The following is a 25,870-nucleotide window of genomic DNA, read 5'->3' as shown; positions in this document are numbered from 1 at the left end:
CATGTTGCGGACGGTTTCCACTCTGTTCCTTTGGGCGTGGATCGAGATTTTCTCTTCGGGCAAGGTGTATTCAGCGCAACGTGTGATTTCGCTAGATCTTTGCACGGACTGGATGTTGGCTCGTTATGCCGATCGCAGCCAAGTCGCGGCGCTCTCGCCGATGCATCGCCAATACCCCGTGGCCTGGCTGGATAAAGGCTGGCCAACCCACGACGGTACGCTTGAGCGAATCGTCGAATTAAAGCCGGATCTGGTAATCACCGGCCAATATAACGCACCACAACTGCGCAGCCGCCTGAAAACCCTCGGATTTCGTGTCGAGATACTGCCTCTCCCAAGCAATCTGGAAGCTGTCAGCGAGTACGAAAAACAGCTTTTGTCCCTACTTGGCAAACCTCTTTCCCTTGCCAGTCTCCCGCCTTCTCCTGTGAAGTCGCATGTTCATCCGAAGCGATTGCTGTTGCTCGGAGCCAACGGCATCGGTACTGGCCGTGGCACATTTGAAGACGGTATCCTGGAGCGGGCAGGCTGGACCAACTACCTGCGCGATGAGGGCTATCTGCGCCTGGATCTGGAAAACATCGTGACCGATCCACCCGATGCCATCCTATGGGCGGCCCCCGCCAGCAAGGCCTTGGCGAATCGCTTTGCGGAACATCCTGTGTTGCGGCAAGCCGTGCCACGAGAACGCTGGCTGACCACCGACTACTGGCGCTGGCAGTGTCCGGGTCCCTGGACATGGGAACTGGTGGGGCAACTAAATCGGTGGCGCCAGTGATTTTCCCGCTTTCTCTCATGGCCTTAATTGGCGTGGCCTTCTTGTCCTTGGCGACCGGACCGACGCCAGTCGCCGTCCTCGCGGGATTGGGCGACTGGATGCAAGGAATCAATAGTCCTGCAGCCATGGTTATCGGGGAAATTCGCCTGCCGCGTACGCTACTGTCCCTGGCGGTTGGCGCTTCTCTGGGACTCAGCGGGGCGGCGCTGCAGGGACTGTTGCGCAACCCGCTTGCCGACCCCGGCCTGACCGGCGCCAGCCAGGGCGCTGCACTGGGGGCCGCTGCAGTTTTCTATTTCGGGCTGTTTCCCGCTGCTGGCGAAGTTGCGCCGGCCTTGGCCGGTCTGCTTGGGGCCGGAGTCGCGTTGCTCCTCATGCTTAGCCTTGCCGGTTCAGCCCGCTCGTCCATGGTCATCATGGCCGGGTTGGCCATATCGACCCTGACCGGCGCTGCGCTGGCCACCGTGCTGAATTTCGCACCCAATCCCTTCGCCATGCAGGAACTGGTGTTCTGGCTATTGGGCTCGGTTTCGGAACGTAGCCTGAAGCACCTGGGCTTCCTGTTGCCGGCGCTGCTGCTTGGCGGCATCCTGATCTGGCGACAACGTAACCTGCTGGTTGCCCTCAGCCTCGGCGAACAAGTCGCTCAGAGCATGGGACTGGCCTTCGCCCAAGGGAGTCGTCTCATCATCCTCGGTACCGCACTGCTGGTTGGAGCGTCGGTAGCGATTGCCGGCAATATAGGTTTCGTGGGTCTCCTCGTCCCGCATCTCATTCGTCCATTGGTTGGCCACCGCCCCGACCGCTTGCTGCTGCCTTCGGCGCTGTTTGGAGCAATGCTGGTCGGACTCGCCGACATCTGCGTTCGCCTGCTGCCCCCGGGGCGGGAGATCAAGTTGGGCGTGCTGACCTCACTGCTCGGCACACCGCTCTTCATCTGGTTGATCTGGAAGGAGCGACAACGATGGCTCTGATCGACGTTCGCAACCTGTCCCTGCCGCCACGGCTCGCCGACATTGATTTCTCACTGGATACCGGTGAAGTACTCGGCGTCATCGGCCCGAACGGCTCAGGGAAATCGACCCTGCTTCATTGCTTGGCAGGCCTGCTGCCGTACTCCGGTGAGTGCTTCTTTGAAGGTCAGGAAATTGGGGAGATGGCTCCTCGTCAGCGAGCAAGAAACATCGGACTGCTTCCCCAATCGTGCGACAGCGCGTGGTCGCTGAGCGTCGAAGATGTGGTCAGCCTTGGGCGGCTACCCTGGGGGGATTGCGAGGCCTCAGTGGTTAACGAGGCGATGAATCAGGCCGGCGTCAGCCAATTCCGCAAACGGAAAGTGGACTGTCTCTCCGGCGGTGAACAAGCTCGCGTTTGGCTGGCCAGGGTACTGGCAGGTTGCCCCCGCCTGCTGCTCGCCGACGAGCCGATTGCAAGCCTCGATCTGTTCTACCAGCGCAGCGTCATGGAAACGCTAAGGTCCTACGCAGACCTTGGTCATGGCGTTGTGCTGGCAATCCATGATTTCGGCCTGGCGGCTCGCTACTGCGACCGCCTCTGCTTGATGGCAAACGGCAGGATTTACGCTTTCGGTACGCCTGCGGAAGTGCTGACCGAAGATGGACTGACGGAAGTTTTTCAGGTGCCGGTCCATGTCGATTTGGCGGCCCAGCCTCCAGTCATCACCACGAAATGAGGAGAGAAATACATGAAACCTGGCCGCAACCGCGATGAACTCTGCTATCCCTTCATTTACGAAACCTCGAACCTCTGCGATTTCGAGGTAGTCACCGACGAACTCTGTGGCCACATCGGTGCAGCCTACTCCCTGCTACCCCCTGACATGCCCGACATTGCGGCGGACCTGGATCGGGTTCAGCCATTGGCGTTTCACGTTAATGGCTCGATTCGCGGTCGCCTCGCCATCGAGGAGGGCGACCTGGCGTGGCTACAAGAGCGTCTGCACCATTACCATGAGGAAGTGCGCGACAGGCTCGAAAGCTTCGTCCTGCCCCGGGGAATACAGCCAATTCCACAGTTACACCACGCCCGCTCGGCGGCCAAGAAAGCGGTTCGTCTCATGGTGCGTATCGAGCAGGAGGGAAAGGACATTCCCATGGTTCTGCCCAGGATGTGCAACCTGATGTGCAACTTTTTCTTCGTGCTGACACTGGTGATCAACAAGCGACGCGGCATCGACGAAATCCCGTTTGTCAGCAAGAGTTATGGCCGATAAACCTCTTCCCTTCGATGCACAGAAATTTTCGGAGACCGTCAGGGCGTCTCTGATTGCTGGTACGCCCACGGGCCGATTGGATGAAATGCTGAAGCAGATGGCCACAGAATCGGAAGAAATTCGGTTCCCGCGACTATGCCTGATTGTGGCCCAGACCTGCCTGTCCATGGGGAGAACCAAGCAGGTTCGCCATTGGCTTGAACAACTGCTCCAAGAGGTTGTGGACGAAGATCTCTTGGCAGCCATCGAAGTAGCGGTTGGTAGCAGCCAGGCTGAGCTGGCCGTCGATTTGTATCAGAAGTTGCTAAAGAGCAATGTCTTGCCTGCAGCAAAGAAAAGCCTTGCGGTCGCAGAAGCCACGATTGCCTTGGCGTTGCGCTTGCGGCTGCCGATGCGTGGTGAAGCCTGGGGGCTGCACCGAAAATTGTTAAAATCTACAGGCCAGCTTCTAGTTGGCGTCATGCCAGCTTTGGATACTGATGAAAAACGTGCTCAGGCTTGGTCTTGCCTCGCACAGATTTATCGCCTGCGGGGACTGGCGCAATCCCAAGTGGATCAGGCCCTGGCAGAGACCGCACGCTACGGTCGGGACGATTCAACGAGTCCTTAGGTAAAAATCAAGTTGCGTATCTCGGCGCTACAGTTCGCTGCGCGCAAGTGTCACCGCAACTGTAGCGGAATCCACATGGTGTGCCATGGGAGGGCTGACCTTCGAAACATGGACTTCGATAGTTTCGATAGCAGGATGTGCGACGAGCAAAGCCCGAGCGATCGTTTCCGCCAAGGCTTCGAGGGTGCGAAATTTCTTGGATTCAGAGATGCCCGATACGTCTCTCGCCAGAACGTCATAACCGACGGAGTGATCGAGCCGGTCATCCAGATGGCTCCGAACGTCGGCGAGTTGGCATCGGATGGTGAAAAGAAACTTTTGTCCCAGGCTTCGCTCTTCGTCACAGAGGCCGTGATAGCCATAGATTTGCAGGCCTTGGACTGAAACAACGGTGCGCATACAGGGATTCCGAAAAAGCATCCGACAACGTCAGCATTGCCGGATGCGGTTGATGCAACTCAACGGTAAACAGGAAATCGCCGCGTCAACTCGGCCACCTTGACGCGCACTGCCGCCAGGTTGCCTTCGTCGTACGGATTGTCGAGCACGTCGGCAATCAGGTGTGCGGTCTGGCAGGCTTCCTCGTTCCTAAACCCGCGCGTGGTCATGGCCGGGGTGCCGATACGCACGCCACTGGTGACCATGGGCTTTTCCGGATCGTTGGGAATGGCGTTCTTGTTGATGGTCATGTGCGCCTGTCCGAGGACAGCCTCGGCTTCCTTTCCGGTCAGACCCTTGCTGCGCAGATCGACCAGCATCACATGGCTCTCGGTGCGGCCGCTGACGATACGCAGGCCGCGCTGGGTCAAAGTTTCGGCGACGATCTGCGCATTCTTCACCACCTGCTGCTGGTAAGCCTTGAACTCGGGCGACAGCGCTTCCTTGAAGGCCATGGCCTTGGCGGCGATGACGTGCATCAGCGGGCCGCCCTGCAGGCCGGGGAAGATGGCGCTGTTGATGGCCTTTTCGTGCTCGGCCTTCATCAGGATGAAGCCGCCACGGGGGCCGCGCAGGCTCTTGTGCGTTGTGCTGGTGACCACGTCGGCATGCGGCACAGGGTTGGGATAGACGCCGGCCGCGATCAGACCGGCGTAATGCGCCATGTCCACCATGAAGATGGCGCCGATTTCCTTGGTGATACGAGCGAAGCGCGCGAAGTCGATGCGCAGCGCGTAGGCCGAGGCGCCAGCGATGATCAGCTTCGGCTTGTGCGTGCGAGCCTTGTCCTCCATCGCTTCGTAATCCAGTTCCTCCTGGGCATTGAGACCGTAGCTCACGACGTTGAACCACTTGCCGGACATGTTCAGCGCCATGCCGTGGGTCAGGTGGCCGCCTTCGGCCAGGTTCATGCCCATGATGGTATCGCCGGGCTTGAGGAAGGCGAGGAAAACGGCCTCGTTGGCGGAGGCGCCGCAGTGGGGCTGGACGTTGGCTGCGTAGTTGTGTTCATTCGCTCCGAATAGCTGCTTGACGCGGTCGATGGCCAACTGCTCGGCAACATCGACGAATTCGCAGCCGCCGTAGTAGCGCTTGCCGGGATAGCCTTCGGCGTACTTGTTGGTCAGTTGGGTTCCCTGGGCCCACATGACGGCCGGCGAGGCGTAGTTTTCGCTGGCGATCAGCTCGATGTGCTCTTCCTGGCGGCGATGCTCGGCCTGGATGGCGGCGAACAGATCAGGGTCGCTCTGTTCGACCAGAATGCTGCGGTGATACATGGCGTGTCCTCAAAGGAGCTATCCCGGGCTGTGCCGGGATAGTGGGATGAGTAGGTTTCCACAGCCGCCGCGCCGACAGATGCGGCGGCTGGGAATCAGGCAAGTTCGGCGCGCAAGGTCTTGGTGGCGTCGACCATGTTCCGCAGGGCGGCGGTGGTTTCCGGCCAGCCGCGGGTCTTCAGGCCGCAGTCCGGATTGACCCACAGGTTGCCGGCGGGAATCGTCTCCAAAGCCTTTTTCAGCAGGCGCAGCATTTCTTCGGTCGAAGGCACGCGCGGCGAGTGGATGTCGTAGACGCCGGGGCCAATCTCGTTCGGGTACTTGAATTTGCCGAAGGCGTCGAGCAATTCCATGTCGGAACGGCTGGTTTCGATGGTGATGACGTCGGCGTCCATGGCAGCGATTTCCGGCAGGATGTCGTTGAACTCCGAATAGCACATGTGGGTGTGGATCTGCGTGTCGTCGGCCACACCGGAGGCGGACAGACGGAAAGCGCGGGTCGCCCAGGCCAGGTAGTCGCGCCAGGCTTCGCGGCGCAGCGGCAGGCCTTCGCGGATCGCCGGCTCGTCGATCTGGATGATGCCGATGCCGGCCTTTTCCAGGTCGCAGACCTCGTCGCGGATGGCCAGCGCGATCTGCGCGGCGGTGGTCGAGCGTGGCTGGTCGTCGCGCACGAAGGACCATTGCAGGATGGTGATCGGACCGGTCAACATGCCCTTCATCGGCTTTTGCGTCAGGCTCTGGGCATAGGTGCTCCAGGCCACGGTCATCGGGGTCGGGCGCGACACGTCGCCGAAGATGATCGGCGGCTTGACGCAGCGAGAGCCGTAGGACTGGACCCAGCCATTGCCGGTGAAGCAGAAGCCAGCCAGTTGCTCGCCGAAATACTCGACCATGTCGTTGCGCTCGGCTTCGCCGTGCACCGGCACGTCGATGTCCAGTTTCTCCTGCTCGGCGACGGCATGAGCGATTTCCTTTTTCATCGCTTTTTCGTAGTCGACCGTGGAAAGTTCGCCGCGTTTGAAAGCGGCACGGGCAGCGCGGATTTCGGCGGTCTGCGGGAAGGACCCGATGGTCGTCGTCGGCAGCAGCGGCAGGCCAAAGCGCTGGCGCTGGGCAGCCTGACGGGCGGCGAAGGCCGAGTGACGGCGATCGGCGGCGGCCGGCAGGGCGGCCAGACGCTCGGCGACCGCCGGATTATTGACACGGGGGCTGGCGCGGCGCGACTGGATAGCCTGGCGGGACAATGCCAGGGCGTGCTCGGCAGTTGGCTCCCCGGCTAAGGCTTGCTTCAGAATGCTCAACTCCCCAATCTTCTCCATCGCAAAGGCCAGCCAGCTACGCAACTCCTCATCCAGGCCCTGTTCACCGGCTACGCTGAACGGGACATGTAACAAGGAGCATGACGGCGCCAGCCACAGGTCATGCCCACGCAGTTCGCGCAGGGCACGCAGCAGCTTCAATGTGGCATCGAGATCGGTGCGCCAGATATTCCGGCCATCGACGACGCCGAGCGACAGAACCTTGTGCGTCGGCAGCCAATCGGCAACCGCTGCCACCTCGCTCGCGGCGCGGATACCATCGACGTGCAAGCCTTGCACCGGCAAGCGGCAAGCCAGACCGAGGTTTTCCTGCAAGGGGGAAAAATAGGTGGCCAGCAGCAAGGAGACCCCGGCGCCCGCCAGTTGGGCATAGGTGGGCTCGAACGCCTGGCGCCAGTTCGAGGGGAGATCCAGGCCGAGGATCGGCTCGTCGATCTGAACCCACTGCACGCCTTGTGCTTTGAGACGGGCAAGAATCTGCCCATAGACCGGCAGCAGGCGCTCAAGCAGCCCGAGGCGTTCAAAGTCGGAGGTTTTTTCCTTGCCCAGCCAAAGGAAACTCAGCGGACCAAGAAGGACGGCCTTGACCGAATGGCCGAGGGACAGCGCTTCGTCGACTTCGGCGAACAGACGTTCATCGGCGAGCGAGAACGTGGTGTCCGCGGTGAATTCGGGGACCAGGTAGTGGTAGTTGGTGTCGAACCACTTGGTCATTTCCAGCGCCGGCACGCCTTCGCCCGAAGTCCCGGCTTCGCGTGCAATGCCGCGAGCCAGGGTGAAATAACGGGCCAGCGGGGCTTCTTGTCCGGAAAAGCCGAAGCGCGGGGGCTCGCAACCGAGCAACTGGATATGGTTGGCGACATGATCGTAGTAGGCGAAGTCGCCAACGGTAACGAAGTCGAGGCCGGCGTCGCGCTGGAGTTGCCAGTGGCGAGAACGCAACTGGCGGCCGACCGCCTCCAGTTCGTCCGAGGAAACCTCGCCGCGCCAATGGCGCTCAAGGGCGAACTTCAGTTCACGTTGCTCGCCCATGCGGGGAAAGCCGAGGGTATGTGTCTTGGTCATGGGTGACTCCATCAATAGCGAATAGGTGGCGGCATCGTAGCCACACGAATCAATGAGGTAAAATGATCTTATTTCAGAAATCAATGAACTACGATCATGGATACTTTGGAGCGAATCCACCTCTCGATCATTCAGGAAGTGGAAAAACAGGGCTCGATGACGGCTGCCGCCGATGTCCTTTGCCTGACTCAGTCGGCGCTCAGCCACAGCATCAAGAAGCTGGAACAGCAACTGGGTACGGACATATGGCTGCGCGAAGGGCGTAGCCTCCGCCTGACCCAGGCCGGTCAATATTTGTTGGCAATCGCCAAACGCGTCCTCCCTCAATTGGCATTGGCTGAAGAGCGACTGCGGCAATTCGCCCAAGGCGAACGCGGTACCCTGCGCATCGGCATGGAATGTCATCCCTGCTACCAGTGGCTACTCAAGGTTGTCGCTCCCTACCTTGCCGCTTGGCCCGACGTCGATGTCGATGTCAAACAGAAATTCCAGTTCGGCGGCATCGGCGCCTTGTTTGCCTATGAGATCGACTTGCTCGTGACGCCTGATCCGCTCTACAAGCCAGGCCTGTATTTCGAGCCCGTCTTTGATTACGAGCAGGTGCTGGTAGTCAGCAAGCAGCATCCTCTGGCGCGAAAGGCCTTCATCGAACCGTCCGACCTGACCTCTGAAGTGCTCATCACTTACCCGGTTGCCATCGAGCGTCTGGACATCTACAACCTGTTCCTGTTGCCGGCCGGCGTGGGCCCGAAACGTCACAAGACGATTGAAACCACCGACATATTGCTGCAGATGGTCGCCAGCGGCCGAGGTGTCAGTGCGCTACCGCGCTGGCTGGTCGAGGAATACGCCAGCAAGCTCGATGTCGTTGCGGTAAAACTAGGTAAGCAGGGGGTTGCCAAGCAGATATTTCTAGGCGTCCGAGAAAGCGAGCGCGGAATCGACTATTTGGCTGCGTTTATTCAACAGGCCAAGCAATTTGCGGAATTCCACACCCGTTTGCAGTGAATTTCAAATTAAAGCGGCCTTAAAAGTCTCGCTTTGTTCAGCTTGTTTTCTTTGCTTCTCAATCAGTGCGCTACCTCGCCTTTCCTGAAGCCTCTGATCTGCCCGCAGAAAAAATCCATAAGCAACGCCACGTCTTGACTCGCAGTGAGCGGATAGCTGATTCAGCGCATTCTCGACATCCGTTCCTGAGCTGATCGATTGGCTCAATTGTGCCCACAGTCTCTCGGAAGCCTGCATTTCCGGACTGTCGAACAAAGGGCCGAATGCGAGGCGGAGTTTTCCGACCAGGCGCTCAAACAGCTCCGGCAGATAGGCATTGCCTGCGGCGTCGCCCAGGCTCCGCTGAAGACTGTCGCCGATTTCAAAATGGGCACGCGCTTTGACTCCTTCGCGCAGGGCAAAGGTCTCCAGCAATTCGAGCAGATCGAACAGCTTGAGGACGTCTTCCCAAGTCAGGCGAGCGACGAAGCAGCCGCGCCGGGCTTGTAATTCGACAATACCTTCGCTGGCCAGAACCTTGAGCGCTTCGCGGATCGGGGTCCGGCTGACGACGAAGTGCTTCGCTAGCCGGAATTCGTCAAGCGGCTCACCCGGGGCGAGTTCGTGCTTGAAAATCTGTTCGCGGATCGCATCCGCCAGGGCTTCGTAAAGCATACGTGGGCGCAAGATTTCGATGGGGGTTTCCTGGTTCATGACAACTCCAACATAAGATCCTTGGCATCGACCCGGTCGCCCGGGGCCACATGGATACGCACAACGGTCGCATCCCGTTCGGCCGTAATCGCCGTTTCCATCTTCATGGCCTCGACCGACAGCAGCGGGCTGCCCTTGGTCACCTTCTGCCCGGCCTTGACGGCAACGGTCGCGATCATGCCGGGCATCGGTGCCGCGACATGGGCGGTGTTGCCTTCATCGGCCTTGGGCCGGGCACGTTTCGTCGCCTGTTGGCCGGCGCGTGCGATGCGCATCGGGCGCGGCTGACCGTTAAGTTCGAAGAACAGCTTCACATCGCCGTCGTCCGGCGCCTCGCTTTCGCCCAGCAGGCGTACGACGAGGGTCTTGCCGGCTTCGATCTCGACCGCCATCTCATCCTTCTCGCCCAGGCCGTAGAAGAACACCGACGTCGGCAGGACGGAGACGTCGCCGTACTTGCGCCGGTGCTCGGCAAATTCGGTATACACCTTGGGATACATCAGCCAACTGGCTAGATTGGTGTCGTCGATGTGGTGGCCGACGGCCTTCTCGGCCTTTTTCCGCTCGCTTTCCAGGTCGACCGCAGCAAGGTGGGCGCCGACACGGCCTTCGATGGGCGTCTTGCCCTTGAGGATGCGCGCCTGGATGGCGGGTGGAAAACCGTCGGCCGGGTAACCGAGTTCGCCGCGCATCATGGCGACGACAGACTCCGGGAAACTGATTTCCTTGTCCGGATTTGCGACGTCTTCCGGTGTCAGTTCGTTGGCCACCATACATAGCGCCAGATCGCCAACGACTTTGGAAGATGGCGTCACCTTGACGATATCGCCGAACAACTGGTTGGCGTCGGCGTAGGCTTGCGCCACTTCGTTCCAGCGGTGATCGAGCCCCATCGAGCGAGCCTGCTCGCGCAGGTTGGTGTATTGACCGCCGGGCATTTCGTGACGATAGACGTCGGAGGTGCCGGAACGGATGTCGGCTTCGAAGGGCGCGTAGTAGCGCCGTACACCTTCCCAGTAGCGCGAGAACGGGGCGATGCGGCCAGGCGTCAGGCCGCTGTCGCGCTCGGTATGCTCCAGGGCGGCAACGATGGCACCAAGGCTGGGCTGGGAGGTCAGGCCGCTCATGGCGTCCATCGCGCCATCCACGGCATCGACACCGGCCTCGACGGCTGCCAGCACCGTGGCGATGGCGCCGCCGCTGGTGTCGTGGGTATGGAAATGGATGGGCAGACCGATTTCATCCTTCAGCGCCTTGACCAACGCCCGGGCCGCCGCCGGGCGGCAGACGCCGGCCATGTCCTTGATACCAAGGATATGGGCGCCAGCCTTTTCCAGTTGCCGGGCCATGTCCACGTAGTATTTCAGGTGGTACTTGCTGCGGGCCGGGTCGTGCAGGTCGCCGGTATAGCAGAGGGTGCCTTCGCACAGGGCCCCGGTCTCGATGACCGCATCCATGGCGACGCGCATGTTCTCCACCCAGTTCAGGGAATCGAAGACGCGGAAAATGTCCATGCCGTGAGCGGCTGCCTGCTGCACGAAATGGCGCACGACGTTGTCGGCGTAATTGGTGTAGCCGACCGCGTTGGAGGCGCGCAGCAGCATCTGGAACAAGACGTTGGGGACGGCCTCGCGCAACCGATCGAGGCGCTGCCACGGGTCTTCCTTGAGAAAGCGCATGGCGACGTCGAAAGTCGCGCCGCCCCAGCATTCGAGCGAAAACAGGTCGGGCAGCAGGCGGGCGTAATGCGGCGCCACGGCCAACATATCGGCGCTGCGCATGCGGGTGGCGAAGAGGGATTGATGCGCGTCGCGCATCGTCGTATCGGTAAGCAGCACGCGTTTCTGCTCGCGCATCCAACGGGAGAAGCCGTCGGCGCCCAGTTCCTGCAGTCGGTCCCGACTGCCCGGCAGGGGCAGAATGCTCAGTTCGGCCTTGGGTAACTGCGGCTTGCTCAGCGGGTAGGCCGGTCTCGTACGTCCCTTCATTTCCGGATTGCCGTTGACCGTTACGTCACCGACGAAGCGCAGGAGGCGGGTCGCCCGGTCGCGGCGCGGCTTGAAATTGAAGAGTTCCGGCGTGGTGTCGATGAAGCGCGTGGTGCATTCGCCGTTCCTGAACGACGGGTGGCCGATGACGTTCTCCAGGAAGGCCAGGTTGGTCGACACGCCGCGGATGCGGAATTCGCGCAGCGCCCGGTCCATGCGGCGGATGGCTTCGTCGGCATCGTGGCCGCGGGCGGTGACCTTGACCAGCAAGGAGTCGTAATAAGGGGTGATGATGGCGCCCGTATAGGCGGTTCCGGCATCGAGGCGGATACCGGCGCCGGCGGCACTCCGGTAGGCACCCAGTTTGCCGTAGTCGGGCGTGAAACCCTTTTCCGGGTCTTCAGTGGTGACCCGGCATTGCAGGGCATGGCCGGCAAGGCGGATGTCCGCCTGGGCCGGCAAGAAGTCGCTCTGGCCGATGTGTCCCCCCTCGCTGACGACGATCTGCGCCTTGACGAGGTCCACGCCGGTGACTTCCTCGGTGACGGTATGCTCGACCTGGATGCGTGGATTGACTTCGATGAAGTAGAAGGCACCGGTGTCGGCATCCATCAGGAACTCGACCGTCCCGGCGTGCGTGTAATCGACACCGTCGGCGAGCTTCAAGGCGGCGGCGCACAAGGCGTCGCGCTGCTCCGCTGTCAGGTAGGGAGCCGGGGCGCGTTCGACCACTTTCTGGTTGCGCCGCTGCACCGAGCAATCGCGCTCGAAGAGGTGTACGCGGTTGCCATACAGGTCGCCGAGGATCTGCACCTCGACATGGCGGGCACGGACCACCATCCTTTCCAGGTAGACCTCGTCATTGCCAAAGGCGGCAGCGGCTTCGCGGCGAGCCACCTCGATGGCTGGTAGTAGTTCGCTCTCGTCGCTAATCGCCCGCATGCCACGGCCGCCACCGCCCCAACTGGCTTTCAGCATGATCGGGTAGCCGATGCCGGCAGCCAGCTTGCGGCAGGCTTCGTCATCGTAAGGCAGGGCACCGGTTGCCGGCACCACCGGCACGCCGACCTTTTCGGCCAGGGCACGGGCGGCGACCTTGTTGCCGAGTTCGCGCATCACCGCCGGCCGAGGGCCGATGAAGACAATGCCGGCCTGGGCACAGGCCTCGGCGAAATCCGGATTTTCCGACAGGAAGCCGTAGCCGGGGTGAATGGCATCCACCTTGGCCTGCTTGGCGATGCGGATGATGTCGGCGATGTCGAGATAGGCGGCGATCGGCTTCTTGCCGTCGCCGACCAGGTAGCTTTCGTCCGCCTTGAAACGATGGAGCGCGAAGCGGTCCTCGTTGGCGTAGATCGCCACCGTACGCATCCCCAGCTCAGCGGCCGCCCGCATGATGCGGATGGCGATTTCGCTGCGGTTGGCAACCAATATGCTTCGGATTTTCTTCATCGTAACCTCGCTTTCGGGACAAACGATCCCTGCCGGGGTGGTGTGCCATCCCGTTCATCTCATCAAAGGAAAGCCGGCCGCACTGGGCAGCCGGGGTCAATCAGCTATAGCGCTTGTCGAGGGCATCCCACTCGGGCTTGCCGACCAGACGCTGGCGCTCAGCGAACGGCGTGACCAGCCCACTCGACTCGGTCACTTCCTTCTCGTCGCGCAGCACGGTCAGGGCTTTTTGCATACCCATCACAGCCCCCTGCAAAGCGGCATTGGCATAGAGCACGATGCCGAAGCCCAGTTTGCCGAGTTCGTCGGCATTGAAAATCGGCGTCTTGCCGCCAATAACCATGTTCATCAGTTGGGGCGTCGCCAGGCGCTGAGGCAGCGCGCGGATTTCCTCGGCGGTGGTGACGGCTTCGACGAAGAGAATGTCGGCACCGGCCTCGGCAAACTTATGGGCGCGCTCGACGGCGGCCTCGAAGCCCTGGACGGCGGCGGCGTCGGTACGCGCCATGATCAGAAAGTCAGGATCGCGGCGGGCGTCGACCGCTGCCTTGATCTTGCTGACTGCTTCCTCAGTCGAAATCACATCCTTGCCGGCGAAGTGGCCGCAGCGCTTCGGCGCCACCTGGTCTTCCAACTGAATGCAATCTGCCCCGGCACGCTCCAGCGTGCGCACCGTGTGATAGACATTGAGCGCGTTGCCGAAGCCCGTATCGGCGTCCACCAGCAGCGGAACCTCGACCGCATCGCGGATGCGCGCCGTGTGGTCGGCAATTTCGGCGAGGCCCATGAAGCCCTGGTCGGGCATGCCGAACCACATGTTGGTCACACCGGCGCCGGTGATGTAGATCGCCTCGAATCCCAGATCGGCGATGACGCGGGCGGACAAGGCGTTGAACGCGCCGGGCACGATGACGCCGCGCTTGGCGGCGACCAGTTCTTTCAGTTTCTTGCGAGTAGACATATTGAATCCTTTAATTCTTGAAATTCTTGTGGCGTCAGGGCAATTCAATGGCTGTCGGACGCCCCTCGGCATCGATGGCGACCATTTCAAAGCTGCCGCCCAGCACTTCCGCTGCCGGTGAGCCCGGCTTTTCGGCCAGGCCGCTGACCTGCACCGTCAGCGAACTGCGCCCGACCCGAACGACCCGGCCTTGCAGCGTGAGCACATGGCCGATGGGAATGGGCGCGTGAAAGCTGATGCCGTTGGCGCCTGCCATCACCACCTCCTGCTTGGCCAGGCTACGCGCCGCCATAAAGGCCACCTTGGCCATCAGTTGCAGGCCCTGGCCCGCGAACAAGGTGCCATGGTGGTTGGCCAGCATCGGCAGCACCAGTTCGCGAATCTCGACGGTTTGCGCTGCTGGGGGCAGGGGCATGGTCGGCTGTCCTGGCATCAGAAAGCGTCGCCGGGGACACGAACCCAGCCTTCCATCAGGATGCGGGCGCTGCGGCTCATGATGGCCTTCGTCACCGTCCACTGGCCGTCCACGAGCTTGGCCTCGGCACCGACGCGCAAGGTGCCGGACGGGTGGCCAAAGCGCACGGACTGCCGCTCGCCACCGCCGGCGGCGAGGTTAACCAGCGTGCCGGGCACGGCTGCCGCGGTGCCGATGGCGACTGCCGCCGTCCCCATCATCGCGTGGTGCAGCTTGCCCATCGACAGGGCGCGCACCAGCAGGTCGACCTCGCTGGCCTTGACCGTCTTGCCGGCAGACGACACATAGTCGATCGGCGGCGCGACGAAGGCGATCTTCGGCGTGTGCTGGCGCTTTGGGGCATCTTCGAGCTTGGCGATCAGGCCCATTTTCAGGGCGCCGATGGCGCGCAGCGTCTCGAAGCCGGCCAGCGCCTCGGCGTCGCCGTTGATCGCGTCCTGCAACTCGGTGCCGGTGTAGCCGATGTCCTCGGCATTAACGAAGATAGTCGGAATGCCGGCGTTGATCAGCGTCGCTTTCAGCTTGCCGCCGGCAACCAGCGATTCGGGCGCGTCGAGTTCGTCGACCAGCTTGCCGGTCGGGAACATCGAACCGCCGTCCTCGCCCTCGTCAGCCGGGTCGAGGAATTCGAGCACGATTTCGGCAGCCGGGAAGGTCACGCCGTCGAGCTCGAAATCGCCGGTTTCCTGCACTTTTCCATCACGGATCGGCACATGGGCAATGATGGTCTTGCCGATGTTCGCCTGCCAGATACGTACGATGCACACCCCGTCCTGTGGGCTGCGGGCCGGATCGACATAGCCGGCATGGATGGCGAAGGCGGCGGCTGCCGTGGACAGGTTGCCGCAGTTGCCGGACCAGTCGACGAAGTCGCTATCAATGGCGACCTGGCCGTAAAGGTAATCGACGTCATGCCACGGCTGCGTGCTCTTGGAAATGATCACGCATTTGCTGGTGCTCGACGTCGCGCCGCCCATGCCGTCGATATGCTTGGCATAGGGGTCTGGGCTGCCAATGACGCGCTGGAACAGCTTGTTACGCGCTTCGCCCGGGACGCGACACGACTCCGGCAGGTCTTCCAGGCGGAAGAACACACCTTTGCTGGTGCCGCCCCGCAGGTAGGTGGCGGGGATGCGGATTTGGGGTACTTGCGACATCAGGCTGCTTCCTTTTCTGAGGCCAAAAAGTCTTGCGCAAAACGTTGCAAAACGCCGCCGGCTTCGTAGATCGACACTTCCTCGGCGGTATCCAGGCGGCAGGTCACAGGCACTTCCGATGTCTCGCCATTCTTGCGCTGGATGACCAGCGTCAGGTCAGCGCGCGGCTGGCGTTCGCCGATCACGTCGTAGGTCTCGCTGCCGTCCAGACCCAGTGTCAGGCGGGTGGTGCCCGGCTTGAATTCCAGCGGCAGGACGCCCATGCCGATCAGATTGGTGCGGTGAATGCGCTCGAAGCCCTCGGCAACGATGACTTCTACACCGGCCAGGCGAACACCCTTGGCCGCCCAGTCGCGGGATGAGCCCTGGCCGTAGTCGGCGCCGGCGATGATGATCAGCGGCTGCTTGCGCTCGAGATAGGTCTCGATCGCTTCCCACATGCGCATCACCTTGCCGTCCGGCTCGACGCGGGTTAGGGAACCCTTCTTCACCACGCCGTCGACAACGGCCATTTCATTGATCAACTGCGGATTGGCGAAGGTGGCGCGCATGGCGGTCAGGTGGTCGCCGCGATGCGTCGCGTAGGAATTGAAGTCCTCTTCCGGCAGGCCCATCCTGGCCAGGTATTCGCCGGCGGCGGAGTCCGGCAGGATGGCGTTGGACGGCGACAGGTGGTCGGTGGTGATGTTGTCCGGCAGCACGGCCAGCGGGCGCATGCCCTTGAGCGTGCGCGGATTGGCCGCCAGCGCGCCGACGCCTTCCGTGTCCCAGTACGGCGGACGGCGGATGTAGGTGGATTGCGGACGCCAGTCGTAGAGCGGGCTGATTTGTTCCGTTTTTTCGCGGTTGACCGCAAACATCGGTTCATAGACTTGGCGGAACTGCTCCGGCTTGACGCAGGCAGCGACGATGGCGTCGATTTCCTCGTCGCTGGGCCACAGGTCTTTCAGGCGGATTTCCTTGCCATCGACCACGCCCAGTACATCCTGTTCGATGTCGAAACGCACCGTGCCGGCAATCGCGTAAGCAACCACCAAGGGCGGCGAGGCCAGGAAGGCCTGCTTGGCGTAGGGATGGATACGGCCGTCGAAGTTGCGGTTGCCGGAGAGCACGGCAGTCGCGTACAGGTCGCGCTCGATGATTTCCTGCTGGATTTTCGGATCGAGGGCGCCGGACATGCCGTTGCAGGTGGTGCAGGCGTAAGCGACGATGCCGAAGCCGAGCTTTTCCAGTTCCGGCAGCAGGCCGGCTTCTTCGAGGTACAGCCTGGCCACCTTTGAACCCGGCGCGAAGGAGGTTTTGACCCAAGGCTTGCGCACCAGGCCGAGGGCGTTCGCCTTCTTGGCCAGCAGAGCGGCGGCGACGACGTTGCGCGGATTCGAGGTGTTGGTGCAACTGGTGATGGCAGCGATGATGACCGCACCGTCGGGCAAGCGACCGGCACGTTCGTCGATCCAGGCTTTGTTCAGTTCGGTTTGCGACTGGGCGGCAATGCCGCGCTCCTTCAAGGCCGCAGTCGGTAGCCGCTTGTGCGGATTGGACGGACCGGCCATGTTGCGCACGACGGTGGACAGGTCGAAACTGAGGACGCGCTCATACTCGGCGGTTTGCAGCGCTTCGCCCCACAGACCGGTAATCTTCGCATAGTGCTCGACCAACGCCACCTGCTCTGGCTCACGGCCGGTCAGCTTGAGATAGTCGATGGTCTGCTGGTCGATGTAGAACATTGCCGCCGTGGCACCGTATTCCGGGCACATGTTGGAGATGGTGGCGCGGTCGCCGATGGACAAGCTGTCGGCCCCTTCACCGAAAAATTCCACCCAGGCGCCGACGACGCGTTCCTTGCGCAGGAATTCGGTCAGCGCCAGGACGATGTCGGTGGCGGTGATGCCGGGTTGGCGCCGACCGCTCAGCTTGACGCCGACGATGTCCGGCAGACGCATCATGGAAGCGCGGCCGAGCATCACGGTTTCAGCCTCAAGGCCGCCGACGCCGATGGCGATGACGCCCAGCGCATCGACGTGCGGCGTGTGGCTGTCGGTGCCGACGCAGGTATCGGGGAAGGCCACGCCGTCACGGACCTGGACGACCGGCGACATCTTCTCCAGGTTGATCTGGTGCATGATTCCGTTGCCCGCCGGGATCACGTCGACATTGGCGAAGGCCTTCTTGGTCCACTCGATAAAATGAAAGCGGTCCTCGTTACGGCGGTCCTCGATGGCGCGGTTCTTGGCGAACGCATCGGGGTCGAAACCGCCGCACTCGACAGCCAGCGAGTGGTCGACGATCAACTGGGTCGGCACCACCGGGTTGACCTTGGCGGGGTCGCCGCCCTGGTCGGCGATGGCGTCACGCAGGCCGGCGAGATCCACCAGCGCGGTTTGGCCGAGGATGTCGTGGCAGACGACGCGAGCCGGGTACCACGGAAAATCGAGATCACGCTTGCGGTCGACGATTTGAGTCAATGCGGCCGTCAGCAGCCCCGGATCGCAGCGGCGAACCAGTTGTTCGGCCAGTACGCGGGAAACGTAAGGCAGCCCAGCGTAGGCACCGGGGCGGATGGCGTCGATGGCAGCGCGGGTGTCGAAATAATCGAGCGCGGTACCGGGAAGCGGTTTGCGGTATTGGGAGTTCATGGGCATCCCTGCTTATTGACGCTGCTCGATGGGGACGAACAGGCGGTCTTCCGGCCCGACATAATTGGCGCTCGGACGGATGATCTTGTTGTCGATGCGCTGCTCGATGATATGCGCAGCCCAGCCGGAGGTACGGGCGATGACAAAGAGCGGCGTGAACATCGCGGTCGGCACGCCCATCATGTGATAGCTGACGGCGCTGAACCAGTCGAGGTTGGGGAACATCTTCTTGACTTCCCACATCACGGCTTCGAGGCGGGCGGCGATGTCATACATCTTGGTCGAACCAGCTTCAACGGAAAGCTGATGGGCGACGCCCTTGATAACCTCGTTGCGTGGATCGGAAACGGTATAGACCGGGTGGCCGAAGCCGATAACCACTTCCTTGGCCTCGACGCGGCGACGGATGTCGGCCTCCGCCTCGTCCGGCGTGTCATAGCGTTTCTGGATTTCGAAAGCGACTTCGTTGGCACCGCCATGCTTCGGACCGCGCAGGGCGCCGATGGCACCGGTGATCGCCGAATACATGTCGGAACCGGTGCCGGCGATGACGCGGCCGGTAAAGGTCGAAGCGTTGAATTCGTGTTCGGCATAAAGGATCAGCGAGGTGTGCATGGCCCGCTCCCACAGGGCAGAGGGTTTCTGGCCGTGAAGCAGGTGCAGGAAATGGGCGCCGATGGAGTCATCATCGGTTTCGACCTCGATGCGCTTGCCGTTGGTCGACCAGTGATACCAATAAAGCAGCATCGAACCCAGGGAAGCCATCAGGCGATCGGCTATGTCGCGGGCGCCGGGGATGTTGTGATCGTCCTTTTCTGGCAGGGCGCAACCGAGCGCCGAGACACCGGTACGCATGACATCCATCGGATGGGCGGAGGCGGGCAGGCATTCCAGCGCCTCCTTGACGCTCGTCGGCAATCCGCGCATCGCCTTCAGCTTGGCCTTGTAAGCCTTCAATTCCGGGGTGGTCGGCAGCTTGCCGTGTACCAGAAGGTGTGCCACTTCCTCGAATTGGCAACGCTCGGCGATGTCGAGAATGTCGTAACCGCGGTAGTGGAGGTCATTGCCGGATTTGCCGACCGTACACAAGGCGGTATTGCCGGCAAAGACGCCGGACAGTGCGACGGATTTCTTGGGCTTGAAACTGGTTTCTTGGACAGCGCTCATGGTTTGCTCCTCGAATAGTTGGAAAAGCCGCTCGCCGAATTCCACTTGCCAGCGACGGCGGTTTTTCGCAATATACGCACCGAGAAAATACTGGATAGGCCTGAAATAGCGTAGGTTTGCGAATTCAATGTTGTGAATTTGCAAATGTTGCGAATAAACTGGAGCGGATTATGAAAAAGGCTTTTATGGGCGTTCGCCTGAAACGCCTGCGCGAAGAGCGCGGACTGACCCAAGTCGCCTTGGCGCGTGCGCTGGAGTTATCCGCCAGCTATTTGAACCAATTGGAGCAGAATCAGCGGCCGCTGACCGTACCGGTTCTGCTCAAGCTCAATGCGGTCTTCGGGGTCGATGTACAGCGCTTTTCGGAGGACGACGAGGCGCGCCTGATCACCGACCTGCGCGAACTACTGGGCGAGCAGCCTGAACGCGACGCCATTGCTCTCGCCGAAATCCGTGAATTGGCCGCCAACATGCCTGCTGTCGCCCGCACCTTGCTGCGCCTCGCCAAAAACCAGCGTGCCAGCCACGAGCGCGAGGAGGCCTGGGCAGCCCGTCTCGGCCTTGATCGCAGCGAACTGGGGGCAGCAAAGCCCATGCCGTTCGAGGAGGTTCGTGACTTCTTCTATGCCCGCCACAACCATATTACCGAACTCGACGAACTGGCCGAACGACTCGCTGGCGCCTGGCTGATACGCCCAGGGGAGGCGGCTGAGGCGTTGGAGAAACGACTGGAACATGCTCACGGGGTTCGCGTTGTGCGCAGCGCTTGGCAGGAGAGCGGTGCAGAAGTACAGCGGCGCTTCGATACCGTTCAGAAGATACTCACGCTATCGCCTCATCTAACCAATGGGCAAGCCGCCTTTCAGATGGCAACGCAAGTAGCCTTCCTCGAGGCGAGCCCTCAAATCGACTCGATCACCATGCAGGCCCGATTGTCCAGCGACGAAGCGCGACGCCTGGCTCGCATCGGCTTGGCCAACTACTTCGCCAGTGCCCTGATCCTGCCTTACGGGCAGTTTCTGGAACAGGCCGAGCAGTTGCGCTACGACATCGAGTTGCTTGGCCGGGCCTTCGGCGTTGAATTTGAAACGACCTGTCACCGCTTATCGACCTTACAACGCCCGGAGGCGCGCGGCATACCGTTTTTCTTCGTTCGGGTGGATCGCGCCGGCAATATCTCAAAGAGACAGTCGGCTACTGATTTCCATTTCTCACGTATTGGCGGCACCTGTCCGTTATGGAACGTCTATGAAGCCTTTGCACAACCGGGGCGTATCCTGACCCAGTTGGCCGCCATGCCCGATGAACGCGCCTACTTGTGGGTCGCCCGTACGGTCTCGCGAGGTTACGGAGGATTTGGCGCAGCCAGCAAAACGTTTTCCGTGGGCCTAGGGTGCGATCTGCGCCATGCTGAGCGCCTAGTATATAGCAAGGGGCTCGACCTTAAAGACAAGAGTGATTTCACGCCCATTGGCGCGGGGTGCAAGGTGTGTCCGCGAGGGAATTGTCCTCAAAGGGCATTTCCTGCGATTGGAAGCCACCTTGTTGTCGACGAAAACCAAAGTCGATTTGCCCCCTATCCCGTTGGATAAAGCTCGGTTTCATACCACTCCTAAAGCGGGACCCTGGTGAATACGGGAGTAAGAACAAATAATCAACCATTATCGCGTCTTATAATTACGATTTCTGCGGCCTTGAATTTCATTGAATTAGTATGTAATATCATATTACGTAATACAGTACGAAATTCGAGGATGCCATGGCCAGAGCCGGAATCTACAAGTCAGAAGTGGTGAGAGCGCGAGACAACCTGTTGGCGATGGGGCGTTACCCGTCGATCGATGCCATCCGTGGCGAATTGGGCAACACCGGCTCGAAAGGCACGATTCACCGCTACCTCAAGGAGATCGAGGAAGAGGAAGGCGGGAACACCGGCACCCAGGTCGCGGTCAGCGATGCCATTCAGGATCTGTCAGCCAGGCTGGCCGAACGTCTGCATCTGGAAGCCGATCAGCGCATGACCGCACTGACCGACAAACACAAAGCGGAAATCGCGTCTCTGAACGACGTCATGACTGCCTTGCGTAACGAGGTCGAATCGTTCCGTGGACAGGTCGAACGTCAAGCCCTCGATCTGTCCAATGAAAAAACCGCTCATGCGAACACCGTGGCGGCGCTTCAGGAAGAGCGGATTGCCCGTGCTCAAATGGCTCAGCGCATTCAGGACATGGAAGGACAACTAACCAAGGAGGAAACGCATCGTCTTTCCCTGGAAGAGAAGCATCAACACGCCCGCGAAGCGCTGGAGCATTTCCGTACTGCAGCCAAAGAACAACGGGAGCAGGATCAACGGCAATCCGAACAACAGATTCAGTTCCTGCAGGGCGAATTACGTTCTGCCAAGGACTCGGTGAATACCAAGCAGCAAGAATTGATCAGTAGCCACGAAAGCAATGCCAGGCTATCAAGTGAGCTTGGAAATGCACGCAGTGAACTTCATCGACAAGAGGGCGAGTTACGATCACTGCGTTCGGCCAAAGAGCAGTTGGCCGTTGCCGAGGTGAAAAACCAACAGTTGTTAGCGCAATTGGCGCAAGCCAATGCGCGGGTGACCGATCTGGACAAGGAAAACCAAGCGAACGTCAGCAAGCTACAGGAGACTGCGGAAACGGGGCAGCGGCTGGAATCCGAACTGATGGCGGCGAAAGCCGTTGTCGTCAGCCACGAGAAAATCTTTGAAAGGCTCGCGGCATTACAGGCGCCACAGGCAAAGAGCGTCAACGCAAAGAAGAATAGTGTTGACAGTCAAAATTCGCTTTTTAATTCAGACAAGTAGGCTATTTTCGGGGAATTTTTCATGATTCCCGGCCGACCCTCTCCTTGAAATGCGCGGCGAGCAGCCGCCGACCATTGTCAGATCATAGCCGCCGGGGCGCGTTTTATCAATGGGCTTTGTCCGCTGTCCGGTCAATTCTGTCCGCTATCCGTGACTTATTGATGATTACCCGATTAATGTTGAATAATACGGGCGAGGGTGCTAAATTGGGTTCAATTCGCGTATGTCAGCAAAATTAGGTCAAAACGCATGGTCGAACGAAAAGATCCAACCCCGGCGGCGGACGCCCCCGCACCACCTATTCAGGCCACTCCGCCAGCCGCGCCGGCCCCGGGGGTCGGCAGCGCCCGCGCAGTCATGTTCCAGCCGCGGCAGCTTATCGCCGCCGAGACCGACGAACAGGCCATCGAGGCCTGGCTGCTGCAATGCTCCTCCGCCGCGACGTCGGCGAATTACCGAAAGGATGCGGATCGCTTCCTCATGTGGATCAAGGCGCGCGGCCGCAATCTTCGGACGCTGGTGGTGGAAGACCTGGCTGCGTACAGCAGTTTCCTGAATGGCTTGGAGGAGCTGGCACCGGCCGACGCCGAGCGGTGGATTTCGTCTCGTCGGTGGCCGAAGACCGACATTCGCTGGCGCCCGTTTCAAGGGCCGCTATCAAAGGCCAGTCAGCGCCAAGCCCTGGTGGCCATCGGCGCACTGCTGCGCTGGCTGGAAAAGACCGGCTACGTTGACCGCTCGCCAGCGGCGCTGATGAAAATCGCCAAAGTCCGGAAACGCAAGGTCGATCGATACCTTCCCTGGAAAGCGGTGGATCTCTTGCTGAACGCTGCCGACCAGATGCCCGTGGACAACGCCGAACAACGTCGCTACAAGATTCGGACGCGCTTCCTGGTCTGCCTGTTCTCGCTGACCGGTGCACGCCTCTCAGATTTGCCCCTGGCCACCATGGCGAGCATCCACCGCAATCCAGACGGCCTGTGGTGGTGGTCGGTGACCGGCAAAGGGGACAAGGACGAGGAAGTGCCCGTCCCCCGAGATCTCCTCACGGAATTCAGGAAGTACCGCGCATCCATGGGGCTGTCGGAGCTACCATCAGCCAGCGATGAAAGCCCGCTGGTTCCTTCGCTCCGCGGCGGTGGTCCAGCGGCCGAGAGCACGATCTACGTCGCCCTCGAGAAGCTGTTCAAGCAGGCTTCTACCCTTGCCCGCGAATCCGATCCTGATCTCGGCGATCGCCTCGATGTCGCCTCACCTCACTGGCTGCGACACACGGCACTCACGCGCCAGGCCGATATGAAAATGGACCTACGCTGGATTCAGGCAAATGCCCGCCATGAGGACATCAACACCACCATGTGCTACCTTCACCAGGATGATCGCGATCGTCACCGTGAAACCGACCGCGTAATGAAACTGGAGACGAAATAGCAAAGCAGAGCTCACCGGGTTGAGGCGCAGCGACTGTCCGAAAAAAGTCGCCGAGCTGGGTTTCGACGTGCTTGATCTCATTGAGGCGGACGAACTGCCCGCCTCGCTATTCAGTCCGATAAAGTTGGTTGAATCAAAATCACGGAAATCGCAGTCGTTTCATCGGTGAAGCCAAATTCCGTATGGAACCGCGAGGCGTATAAGACCTTACCCATGACTAGGTGTGCCGCCAAGTGATCGATCAACTCGTTCCCAAAATCAATATGGACCACCTCAAGTCCATGGAACGCAATACCCATTTCATCGTGAATATTGAATACTTCATCCCGCCACTCATGACTTTCTTTGCAGAGCTTCGGGCTAAAGGTTCGATCGAGGCCGGGTGCTGCGAGTCGAGTCAACAAGGCGTCGAGTGGACGAAGCAGGCTTGGCAACTCATCATCGTAACAAGCAATCAGTTTATGAGCCTCGTCATGCCGGTCTTCGTCCGGAAATGTCTCGTAGAAATCCTCGTCATTCTTTGACCATCCACCGTTGGATAGGTTGATCAAGCGATCCACCGACCGCTGGATTATCGGAATATCCAATTCATCCTCTTCGAGGCCACTGAGTAACAAATCCAGCGCTTCACGGCTGCATTTAACCTGCTTGGCAGACCCCACGTGCGCAATGATGGCAGCGAAAAGCTCAGCCACTGTTGGAGCCGCCAACCCTGCCACTGGATTGACGGTGGCTCCAACACGGTGACTCAACGTGGTCAAAGAAGACATGACAAAGTTCATCATCAGTCCCTTGTCGTCGAACACCCGGTCGATAATCTGGCCACCGGCCTCGCCGGCTGCGTTGATGAGCACGAAGGGCGTGCTCCGGCCAAGGTCAGGTTTGCGCTGGCTCTGAAGGAACGTCAGAGCTTCATCCGGTGACAGTCGAAGTAGGTTCACCTGACATCGAGCCGGATCGTCCAGCCCTGCCAGGGCCTTTACCGAAACCTTCCGCCAGTCGTAGCCGTAAAAGGCAGCGATAGGATCATCTCTTTGGATGGGTTTTCTGCGCTGGGTTTCCAGGGCAATCCGCCAAGAAGGGTAGCCATTCAGGCCGGCGGTCAATTCTTGACACTCAGCCAAGCTATAGGGAGGTGGGTGCTGCTCGAAAAGTCCAGGCAGCAATCGCTTGGCGTTTTTCGCCTGCTTTTTTAGATGGTCCACTGACATAACGCGCTCCATGTTTTGGCTTCCAAACGCGAACGCCCGCTATTCGCATCAAAGCCCACGAAAGTGCGGTTATCGGGGATTTGAAGGGTTGTTGCCATGTCGAGGCCCTTTGGGCTTCGCCCTTGCGGGCGGCGCGGTGTCGATCCACCACAGAACACATCCTACATCTGTTTTGCCCAACGGGAAAACTGCTCTGTGGCGGGGAAGTCGAAGGGAGGATGATCGGATTTAACTTGCACGCTTGCTTGACCGTTTTCAACATTACTTCCCCGCCTGAATTTGTTATTCATCACTCACCCGCAGCGTCTTGCACCCATCTGATGGGAGCCTATCTATTCGGTTATCATCGAATTACCACGTAAAAAGCTTAAATCACCCCATGGCGCTAGTAGCGATCAGAGCCGCAAACGGCCAGGAAGTCGAATCATTCACCGCGAGTGCAGAAGAATGGCAACGGATGCAACTCGACCCTCCTGGCACATACCTTATGACTGGGTCCCGGTGGCCAGCTGTACTAAAGCGAAGCATCCGAGGGCTGCAATTTTTCGCGCATAGCCCCGGATTTCCGGGCGCCAAGTCGCAGCCAGAGTCCGAAGATCACCGTGCTGCCAAGTTGGCTGTGGTCAAGGCACTTCGGTCGGCAGGCTACTTTGCAAAAGTCGAACAATCAGGCCATTCCACCCATGGTGAGGAATGGCAGGCTGACGTCCTCTGTACTGCTGCGGGAAAAACAATCGCATTCGAGGTACAGCTATCACAGCAGACGCTTCAAGAATATCGGCGAAGGTCGCGCCGATATGCCGACTCGGACATAGCTGCTATTTGGATAGTGAAAGCCCCCGGGCATTTTGCCGCTCTATCGAAGGCCCTCTTCTACGAGTCCCACCAATCTCATCGAGCAATAGGTGACAGGCCGGTATTTGCGAACAGGGACTTGCCTTTGTTCCCTCTCGAGATTGGCCAGGTAGGGGCTTCAGATGGAGAAAGCATGATGATTGCTGTACCAAGCATCAATGGTGTGCGTCGTATGCCAATCGCAGAATTCGCGATAGGCGCCGTTGCGGGAAAACTTTCATTTGCTGGTGAATGGATGTGGCATGACAACATTTAAGAACGCCCCACCTCCGTGTAG

Annotated in this window: 21 protein-coding genes and 1 pseudogene; 11 read left to right on the top strand and 11 right to left on the bottom strand. The window is 60.3% G+C overall.

Annotated features, from left to right (window positions below; translation table 11 throughout):
- Position 1: 1 nt before the first annotated feature.
- The 5 genes from AZSP09_RS17900 to AZSP09_RS17880 are packed head-to-tail and all read left to right on the top strand — an operon-like array spanning position 2 to position 3,621.
- Positions 2-778 carry an ABC transporter substrate-binding protein gene (locus AZSP09_RS17900; RefSeq protein ID WP_152090974.1) on the top strand — a complete coding sequence of 259 codons (777 nt, stop codon included), beginning with the start codon at positions 2-4 and terminating at the stop codon, positions 776-778.
- Positions 779-795: 17 nt separating this feature from the next.
- A complete protein-coding gene (locus AZSP09_RS17895) occupies positions 796-1,752 on the top strand; it encodes a FecCD family ABC transporter permease (RefSeq protein ID WP_442858688.1) in 957 nt (318 codons plus the stop codon).
- Positions 1,743-2,471, top strand: coding sequence for an ABC transporter ATP-binding protein (locus tag AZSP09_RS17890; RefSeq protein WP_152090972.1), 729 nt, complete (start codon positions 1,743-1,745; stop codon positions 2,469-2,471). Before AZSP09_RS17895 ends, AZSP09_RS17890 begins: the two co-directional genes overlap by 10 nt.
- Before the next feature lie 12 nt (positions 2,472-2,483).
- Complete coding sequence (locus tag AZSP09_RS17885; RefSeq protein ID WP_152090971.1) at positions 2,484-3,011, top strand: ATP--cob(I)alamin adenosyltransferase; 528 nt, start codon at positions 2,484-2,486, stop codon at positions 3,009-3,011.
- A complete protein-coding gene (locus tag AZSP09_RS17880) occupies positions 3,001-3,621 on the top strand; it encodes a hypothetical protein (protein WP_152090970.1) in 621 nt (206 codons plus the stop codon). The genes AZSP09_RS17885 and AZSP09_RS17880 overlap by 11 nt, the downstream gene beginning before the upstream one ends.
- Positions 3,622-3,648: 27 nt before the next feature.
- Here AZSP09_RS17880 and folB read toward each other — a convergent pair whose 3' ends face one another.
- The 3 genes from folB to metE all read right to left on the bottom strand — a co-directional run bounded on the left by folB (position 3,649) and on the right by metE (position 7,735).
- Positions 3,649-4,020, bottom strand: coding sequence for a dihydroneopterin aldolase (gene folB / locus AZSP09_RS17875; protein WP_172974824.1), 372 nt, complete (start codon positions 4,018-4,020; stop codon positions 3,649-3,651).
- A gap of 59 nt (positions 4,021-4,079) precedes the next feature.
- Positions 4,080-5,336 (bottom strand): serine hydroxymethyltransferase, encoded by a 1,257-nt coding sequence (glyA, locus tag AZSP09_RS17870; protein WP_152090968.1) that lies wholly within the window; start codon positions 5,334-5,336, stop codon positions 4,080-4,082.
- A gap of 95 nt (positions 5,337-5,431) precedes the next feature.
- Positions 5,432-7,735, bottom strand: coding sequence for a 5-methyltetrahydropteroyltriglutamate--homocysteine S-methyltransferase (gene metE, locus AZSP09_RS17865; protein WP_442858687.1), 2,304 nt, complete (start codon positions 7,733-7,735; stop codon positions 5,432-5,434).
- 84 nt (positions 7,736-7,819) lie between these two features.
- Here metE and AZSP09_RS17860 point away from each other — a divergent pair, with 84 nt between their 5' ends.
- Positions 7,820-8,731 carry a LysR family transcriptional regulator gene (locus AZSP09_RS17860; protein ID WP_152090967.1) on the top strand — a complete coding sequence of 304 codons (912 nt, stop codon included), beginning with the start codon at positions 7,820-7,822 and terminating at the stop codon, positions 8,729-8,731.
- Positions 8,732-8,734: 3 nt separating this feature from the next.
- On the opposite strand, the gene AZSP09_RS17855 is transcribed toward AZSP09_RS17860, so the two are convergent.
- From AZSP09_RS17855 to prpC, 7 genes are all read right to left on the bottom strand, one after another.
- The gene (locus AZSP09_RS17855; protein ID WP_152090966.1) at positions 8,735-9,424 is read right to left on the bottom strand and encodes a GntR family transcriptional regulator; all 690 of its coding nucleotides are present in this window, start codon (positions 9,422-9,424) and stop codon (positions 8,735-8,737) included.
- Positions 9,421-12,864, bottom strand: a complete 3,444-nt coding sequence (locus tag AZSP09_RS17850; RefSeq protein ID WP_152090965.1) for a pyruvate carboxylase — start codon at positions 12,862-12,864, stop codon at positions 9,421-9,423. Before AZSP09_RS17850 ends, AZSP09_RS17855 begins: the two co-directional genes overlap by 4 nt.
- 100 nt (positions 12,865-12,964) lie before the next feature.
- Positions 12,965-13,825 carry an isocitrate lyase/PEP mutase family protein gene (locus tag AZSP09_RS17845; protein WP_152090964.1) on the bottom strand — a complete coding sequence of 287 codons (861 nt, stop codon included), beginning with the start codon at positions 13,823-13,825 and terminating at the stop codon, positions 12,965-12,967.
- A gap of 34 nt (positions 13,826-13,859) precedes the next feature.
- A complete protein-coding gene (locus tag AZSP09_RS17840; RefSeq protein ID WP_152090963.1) occupies positions 13,860-14,240 on the bottom strand; it encodes an acyl-CoA thioesterase in 381 nt (126 codons plus the stop codon).
- 17 nt (positions 14,241-14,257) lie between these two features.
- Positions 14,258-15,457, bottom strand: a complete 1,200-nt coding sequence (prpF, locus tag AZSP09_RS17835; RefSeq protein WP_152090962.1) for a 2-methylaconitate cis-trans isomerase PrpF — start codon at positions 15,455-15,457, stop codon at positions 14,258-14,260.
- The gene (acnD, locus tag AZSP09_RS17830; protein ID WP_152090961.1) at positions 15,457-18,093 is read right to left on the bottom strand and encodes a Fe/S-dependent 2-methylisocitrate dehydratase AcnD; all 2,637 of its coding nucleotides are present in this window, start codon (positions 18,091-18,093) and stop codon (positions 15,457-15,459) included. Before acnD ends, prpF begins: the two co-directional genes overlap by 1 nt.
- A 12-nt stretch (positions 18,094-18,105) precedes the next feature.
- On the bottom strand, positions 18,106-19,260 hold the full coding sequence (gene prpC / locus AZSP09_RS17825) for a bifunctional 2-methylcitrate synthase/citrate synthase (RefSeq protein ID WP_152090960.1): 1,155 nt from the start codon (positions 19,258-19,260) through the stop codon (positions 18,106-18,108).
- Between the two features lie 170 nt (positions 19,261-19,430).
- On the opposite strand from prpC, the gene AZSP09_RS17820 reads away from it, so the two are divergent.
- The 3 genes from AZSP09_RS17820 (at position 19,431) to AZSP09_RS17810 (ending at position 23,527) form a co-directional block, all read left to right on the top strand.
- A complete protein-coding gene (locus AZSP09_RS17820; RefSeq protein WP_152090959.1) occupies positions 19,431-20,852 on the top strand; it encodes a short-chain fatty acyl-CoA regulator family protein in 1,422 nt (473 codons plus the stop codon).
- Between the two features lie 167 nt (positions 20,853-21,019).
- Positions 21,020-22,096 carry a DNA-binding protein gene (locus AZSP09_RS17815; protein ID WP_152090958.1) on the top strand — a complete coding sequence of 359 codons (1,077 nt, stop codon included), beginning with the start codon at positions 21,020-21,022 and terminating at the stop codon, positions 22,094-22,096.
- Positions 22,097-22,345: 249 nt separating this feature from the next.
- The gene (locus AZSP09_RS17810; protein WP_152090957.1) at positions 22,346-23,527 is read left to right on the top strand and encodes a tyrosine-type recombinase/integrase; all 1,182 of its coding nucleotides are present in this window, start codon (positions 22,346-22,348) and stop codon (positions 23,525-23,527) included.
- Between the two features lie 110 nt (positions 23,528-23,637).
- Here the strand turns inward: AZSP09_RS17810 and AZSP09_RS17805 are convergent, their stop codons facing one another.
- Positions 23,638-24,738, bottom strand: coding sequence for a hypothetical protein (locus AZSP09_RS17805; protein WP_152090956.1), 1,101 nt, complete (start codon positions 24,736-24,738; stop codon positions 23,638-23,640).
- Between the two features lie 379 nt (positions 24,739-25,117).
- Between AZSP09_RS17805 and AZSP09_RS20775 the strand changes: the two are divergent.
- Positions 25,118-25,564 (top strand): annotated as a pseudogene (locus AZSP09_RS20775) (competence protein CoiA family protein); the annotation flags it as partial.
- Between the two features lie 162 nt (positions 25,565-25,726).
- Positions 25,727-25,849, top strand: a complete 123-nt coding sequence (locus tag AZSP09_RS20695; protein WP_269473835.1) for a hypothetical protein — start codon at positions 25,727-25,729, stop codon at positions 25,847-25,849.
- The last annotated feature ends 21 nt before the right edge of the window (positions 25,850-25,870 follow it).

The organism is Azospira sp. I09, from assembly GCF_009177135.1.
GTDB classification, from domain to species: domain Bacteria; phylum Pseudomonadota; class Gammaproteobacteria; order Burkholderiales; family Rhodocyclaceae; genus Azospira; species Azospira oryzae.
Note: the sequence above shows the minus strand (reverse complement) of the source record. Positions and strands in the feature narration are given on the sequence as shown.